The organism is Nostoc sp. (assembly GCF_036919675.1).
GTDB lineage: Bacteria > Cyanobacteriota > Cyanobacteriia > Cyanobacteriales > Nostocaceae > Nostoc.
In genome coordinates, this window is record NZ_JBALCP010000038.1 from 1 (window position 1) to 6,028 (window position 6,028).

Annotated in this window: 5 protein-coding genes; 4 read left to right on the forward strand and 1 reads right to left on the reverse strand. The window is 42.9% G+C overall.

The features are described 5' to 3' along the window. Positions 1–67 precede the first annotated feature (67 nt). Positions 68–307 (forward strand): SPOR domain-containing protein, encoded by a 240-nt coding sequence (locus V7K49_RS07925; protein ID WP_335205130.1) that lies wholly within the window; start codon positions 68–70, stop codon positions 305–307. Here V7K49_RS07925 and V7K49_RS07930 read toward each other — a convergent pair. Next, positions 304–3,330 (reverse strand): SMC family ATPase, encoded by a 3,027-nt coding sequence (locus tag V7K49_RS07930; protein ID WP_335205131.1) that lies wholly within the window; start codon positions 3,328–3,330, stop codon positions 304–306. The genes V7K49_RS07925 and V7K49_RS07930 overlap by 4 nt on opposite strands. 125 nt (positions 3,331–3,455) lie before the next feature. On the opposite strand from V7K49_RS07930, the gene V7K49_RS07935 reads away from it, so the two are divergent. The 3 genes from V7K49_RS07935 to V7K49_RS07945 all read left to right on the forward strand — a co-directional run. Further along, the gene (locus V7K49_RS07935; protein ID WP_335067706.1) at positions 3,456–3,605 is read left to right on the forward strand and encodes a hypothetical protein; all 150 of its coding nucleotides are present in this window, start codon (positions 3,456–3,458) and stop codon (positions 3,603–3,605) included. 95 nt (positions 3,606–3,700) lie between these two features. Beyond that, positions 3,701–4,108, forward strand: a complete 408-nt coding sequence (locus tag V7K49_RS07940; protein ID WP_335205132.1) for a hypothetical protein — start codon at positions 3,701–3,703, stop codon at positions 4,106–4,108. 306 nt (positions 4,109–4,414) lie between these two features. Further along, the coding region (locus tag V7K49_RS07945; RefSeq protein WP_335205133.1) for an NB-ARC domain-containing protein at positions 4,415–6,028 on the forward strand (1,614 nt) is incomplete at its 3' end.

Genomic DNA, 6,028 nt, shown 5'->3' on the forward strand with positions numbered 1-6,028 from the left:
TGCTGTGGCTAACGTATCCAAATGCTTGCTCCTGTTTGTTTTGCATTAAGTCTACATTCTACCTCTATTGGTAAATTCTTTCCTAGAAATCACCTTAGTTGCTAGTAATCCTTACAGAGTAATAATACCAATTTCTAGTAATGATACTCTGAGTAAAGTGCAACAATATATACCCAGTGCTTTCCCAGATCAATCTCATTTAGGGGATTATGTGAATGCTGGAGCATTTAGCGATCGCGCCCAAGCAGAAACGCTATCGAAAAAGCTGCGCTCCTATGGTCTTGATGCACGGGTAAAATACAATTAAATTGACAAACTCAACTGCGAACCTTCCTGGGTTTTATTCACTTCAATCCTGGCTTGGAAAGCTTCTTTAAGGTGGGGCATGTGAGTCACAGTAAGGATGCAGGCAAAATCGGAGGAGATCGCATTAATCGCTGCAATCAAGCGATCGCATCCTTCAGCATCCTGTGTACCAAAACCTTCATCCACAATCAACAATTGCAACGCCGCCCCCGCCCGTTGCGCTAATAATTTTGCCAAAGCTAAACGGATGGCAAAGTTAATTCTAAAGGCTTCTCCACCAGAGTAAGTTTCATAAGCTCGTGTTCCTCTAGAATCGGCGATTAAGATATCTAAGGTATCTATCAGCTTGGCATTTTTCTTTGTTGATTTAGCACTGCGTCCAGCTTTTTGAGTAATAAATTGTACATGAAACTGATTACCACTCAGCCGCGAAAGTAGTTGATTTGTTTCGGCTTCCAGTTGCGGTAACACATTCTCAATCATCAGTGTTTGGATGCCATTTTTACCAAAAGCTTGCGCTAATTCCTGATAAACACGATATTCCTGTTTGCAAGATTGTAATTGCTGCTGCTGTTGTTCGTACTGAATTTGCAGTGTCTCCAATTGATGCGCCAACTGTTCCAAACGCCCCAACTTGGCTATTTGCTCATCAAGTTGCCGTCTGCGGATTGCTAGCTGCTGCTCTAGAGCTGGAATTTGGGCAGATGGGTTAGCTGTTGCTTGTAGTTGCTGGATAATGCTTTCAATTTGTCCGCCGAGTTTTTGCCGCTCCGTTACTCTGGCGCTTCTGGATTCCTCTAACTCTTGCAATCTCGTCTGGAGTTGGGGATACTGCTGCTGGGCTGATAGCAGTTGTTGATAGCGCAAATGCCAAGGTTGAGCTTGGCGGACAGCTATCCGCAAGTTGTTATGCTGCTCGGAACTGTAGCCAATTTCGGCAATGTGACGCTCAAGAGCCGCGATTTGTTTAGCACATTCAGAATCAGTCTGATCCTGCTGGATTCTGGCTTGTAATTGAGCAATTTGGGACTGAAGTTCTGGTTTTCGGGCTAATAGTTGCGCTTGTCGTTTAGTAGCATCTTTAATCTGCCCTTGTTTAATTTCTGCCCATCGCCACCGCTCAACTTCGCTCCGGGCGAGAGCGTGGTCTTGTTCATTATAATTAACTTGTTGCAGATATTGGTCTAGCTGTCGGAGTTCGGCTTGTTTATCAGGAGCATAATCACCAGCTTGGAGCGATCGCTCTAAATGTTGCTTTTGGGCAGCAATTTGTTGTAACTGTTGTTGGACATCAGTTGTAGCTTCTAATTGTGCTGCCAACTGTCCCCGCTGTTCACGTAAACCATCGTAAATCGCTAATTGTTGGGATATTTCCCGATATTCTTGCCTTAATACCTGAATTTCTCTGTCTGACACAGCCATTTGTTCTCGGACTACCCAAAACTGCCCTTGAGTATCCTCTAACTCAGTCTGGGTTTTTTCCACCACCCGGCTCCAATGATGTTCATCTAAAGGACGTTCGCACAATGGACAAAGAGCTTCAGGATTTTGAAGCATTTGCAATTTTTGCTCCAATTCTGCCAGCAGTTTTTCATAGTCTCGTTGGTGAGCTTGCAGACGTTCGATAAAGTGACGCCTTTCTTGCCCTTTTTCCTGCACTCGTTGCAGATAAACCCGCTTTTTCTCCAGTTCCTCAATCTGAATTGCCACATCCATCACCGCTTGTTGCAGTTGCGGTTGGCGGCGTTGCTGGCGTTGCAATTGGTTCTCAGTAGTTTGGAGTTGTTCGAGTCGTGCTACTAAACCAGCATGAGTGCGATCAAGTTGGCTTTGTAAAGTTGCTCGTTGTTGCAACAAAGGAGTCACTTGCATTTGCAATTGATCCAGGCGAGCAACATGGTGACGGGCTGCGGTTAGTTGTGCCAAAGCAGCTTCTACTTCACCTGATTTAGTCAGAGTTTGCTGAATATCTCGCTCTTGTTGCTGTAAAGCTTCGATTTGGGCTTGGGCTTGTTGCAGTTGCCGTTCGATTTCGTGAATTTGTTTGATAAGCTGTTGTTGCTTTTGTTGGCGAGTCTGTTGGGTACGGGTGTATTCTTCAAATTTGGCAGCAAAGGCTTCTTCTTGAGATTGGAGACTTTGATATTGGGCGTATCCAGCTTTAATCTCAGCTTCTTGGTGTAATATTTTTTCTAAATCTGATAGCTGAGAACCAATAGCTGATTGTTCTTGTTGCAGGCGATCGCAATCTTGGGTAAGATTTTGGTATTGCTGCTTTACAAAGCTGAGTTGTTGTTCCCAATTTTGGCGCTGGTGCTGGACAACTTGCAAACTTTGTAATTGAATATTATCAAAGGCTTGCATTTGTTGCAGTTGGTTAAGTTCGGCTTCTAACTCGACTCTTTGGGCTTCGGTTGTCTCGCGTTGTTGCAACTGAATTTTTATCGACTCCAAAGAACGCTCTAACTCTAGCGATCGTGCTTTTAACTGACGAGAAGATTCCTTTGCCCGTTCTTCCAAATCATCATACTGATTGAGTTTCAACAACTCCGCTAAAATTTCTTTGCGTTCTGTGGGGCGCTTGAGCATGAATTCATCTGCACGACCTTGACGTAAGTAGGCAGAATTAATAAATGTATCATAATCAAGCTTGATATGTTCTAGAATCAAATCCTGGGTTGCTCTTACCCCTTTGCCAGTAAGTGAGCGAAACCCAGATGGTATTTCGATTTGAAATTCCAGGACGCTAGTACCTCCTCGAATTCGGGTACGAATCACCCGATATTTTTGCTGGTTACTTTGGAAAGTAAAATCAACCCGAACTTCTTTTGCGCCAGAATAGATGACATCATCTTCAGCAGTGGCGCGGCTTTCACCCCAAATTGCCCAAGTGATTGCTTCCAGAAGTGAAGATTTACCCGCACCATTGGAACCCGAAATACAAGCCGTATGCAAACCGCGAAAATCTAAAGTTGCATCACGGTAACTAAGAAAGTTTTTGAGAACAAGTTGTACTGGGATCATTCAGGCTATAGTGCCACACCTACTTTTAATAATTAACAGTACAGATGCACTGTTTGTTAGTTTAGCTATCTAGATATCAGGTTTCTAGTCTTGAAGACTTCAAATTTACAAAATTTAACAATATAATGAGTAAATTTTTCTTGTTGCATGAAAAAGTTTTGCTTTTTTCAGAGAAAAATGAAACTTCCGTGGCGGCTTCTGATTATTTTTCCCTGTTGTCTGAGATGAAAACATTTATAAAAGAGTTGTTACAAGCATTGAGATTATTGGGCTAAATTTCGCGTCAAAGTAAAAGAATCAAGGTGATAGGGGAAAAAACGTTAATATACTCAGTAAAAATGTACATTTATGAGATAGACATCATAAACCAATGGATATAGCTCTACTCGTTAAATTTATCGCTCCCTGTCTGCCATATCTGTTGAATGTGGGTAATAAAGCCGTAGAAGGGGCATCACAGAAAGTAGGTGAGGATGTTTGGAATAAAGCCAAAGCTATTTGGGCTAAGTTACATCCCAAAGTAGAGGCTAAGGAAGCAGCGAAAGAAGCAGCAACGGATGTGGCGCAAAAGCCAGATGATCAAGATTTACAAGCAAGTTTGCGGGTGCAATTGAAGAAGATTTTAGAAGCGGATACAGCACTTGCAGAAGAAATAGCTAAAATTTTGCAAGCATCAATTGAGCAATCCGGTGACAATATTCAGGTCAGTGCTAATGCTTACGACCAAAGTACGGTGAAGCAAGTTGGGAAGATTGACGCAAATCAAGTAAGTTTTTAATTGAATAGGGTGAATAGAGTACTGCCCACCCTAAAAATTTTGATGTTTCGAGTTCTGAGCACGAACTTCCGAGTTCCCAACACGAACCGCCGAGTTCTGAGCACGAACTTCCGAGTTCCAAACACGAACCGCCGAGTTCTGAGCACGAACCGCCGAGTTCCGAACACGAACCGCCAAGTTCTGAACACGAACCGCCGAGTTCTGAACACAAACGGTCGAGTTCTGAACACGAACGGCCGAGTTCCGAGCACGAACTTCCGAGTTCACAGCCACAATATCAAGCAAAATTTTTACCTACTGTAAGCAATGGCAGAGGAACCCAGCCCCAGTAACTCGAACAACATTGAAATGAAACTCACTGCCTACGGTGACAGTAAAGTAACTCAAATAGCACAGATAAATGCAGCAGAAGTCAAGATTATTGTTGACCGAATAGAACCAGTACTAGAGCGATTGCAACAAATCTCCAAAGTAGAATCGCCAGGAGTTCTTAAAGCAGGCAACCCTAACAAAAGTTTGGCTTATTGGCAGGGACGTAAAACAGAAATTGCCCAAATACAGCAATGGTTAACTGATAAAAATACTTTCCTAATTGGCATAGAAGGCATCGGTGGCACAGGTAAATCGATGCTAGCAGCTAAAATTTATAACAAAATTGAGGGTTTCCCTAAGCGATTTTGGGCTGATGTTAGTTATGGGGCAGGTTTTAGCGATTTAGCCCGCCAAGTCCTCAGTGAATTTGGCTTTCCGGTTCCAGAACAAGAAGCGCAATTAGTGGACGCGCTGGTTAAGTGTCTGCAATCTGGGCAATTTTTACTCATCATTGACAACCTGGAGAGTTTATTACAACCAGATAGACAGTGGGGAAGTCTATTTTACGGCGACTTTTTCCAAGCATGGGTGGAACATGGCGGTAATAGTAAGATAATAGTCACCACCAGGGAAAGACCAGAATTAAAAGGCTTTGAGTGGCTAACCCTGAAAGGTTTGCAAGTAGATGAAGGGGTAGCACTGTTAACTGTATTAGGCATTCGGGGAGATTTAACGCAGTTTGTGGAATTAGTAGATGGGCATCCTCTACTGTTGAAATTGGTAGCAGACTTATTAAAGGCAGAATATTCACAAGACCCGGACTTAAGTAGGTTAGCAGATTTAGGCTTAGGGAATTTGCGGCAATTGTTGACAGATCCCCAAGTGGTAGGTATCCATCACCGGAAAAATGTAGGGATGGTGTTGGTGTTAGATGCCAGTTTTAATCGGTTGAATGAGTTACAAAAGGCGTTATTACTGAATATTAGTGTTTATCGTGGTGCGGTTGACAGTGCAGCAGCAGTGGCTATGTTGCCGGGAAGTTCAGCACCAGAGATTGAGGAAGAATTGAGGAATCTGGTTAAGCGTTCTTTGTTGGTAGATAAACTCAATGGTAAGCGGCGATTTGATTTTCAGCCCCTGATTTTGGAGTATGTGCGGTATCAGGCTGGCGATCAGAGTGAGGCGCATCAAAAAGCCATAGATTATTATTGCTCAATTGCTAAACAACCGCCTTGGAAAACAAAAGATGATGTTAAAGAATACTTAGAAATCTTTGATCACTTTTATCAGTTGCAAGATTATAACTCTGCCTTTTATAGTATTCGGATTTGCGATGATTTTTTAACCTTGCGGGGTTATTATGCAGACCAAGTAGAATTATATGGGCAATTGGTAAGTAAATGGGGAGAAATTGGCGCTAGAGAAAACTGGAATTATCAGGCTGCTCTCATTTTATTAGGCAATGCTTACAACTCCCTGGGACAATACCAACGGGCGATTGAGTTTTTGCAGGAGTCTTTGGAAATCAAAAGGGAGATAGGCGATTCTCCAGAGGAGAGGCTTCGCCAACGCGATGGCGAAGGTGTTTCCTTGGGCAATTTGGGCAAT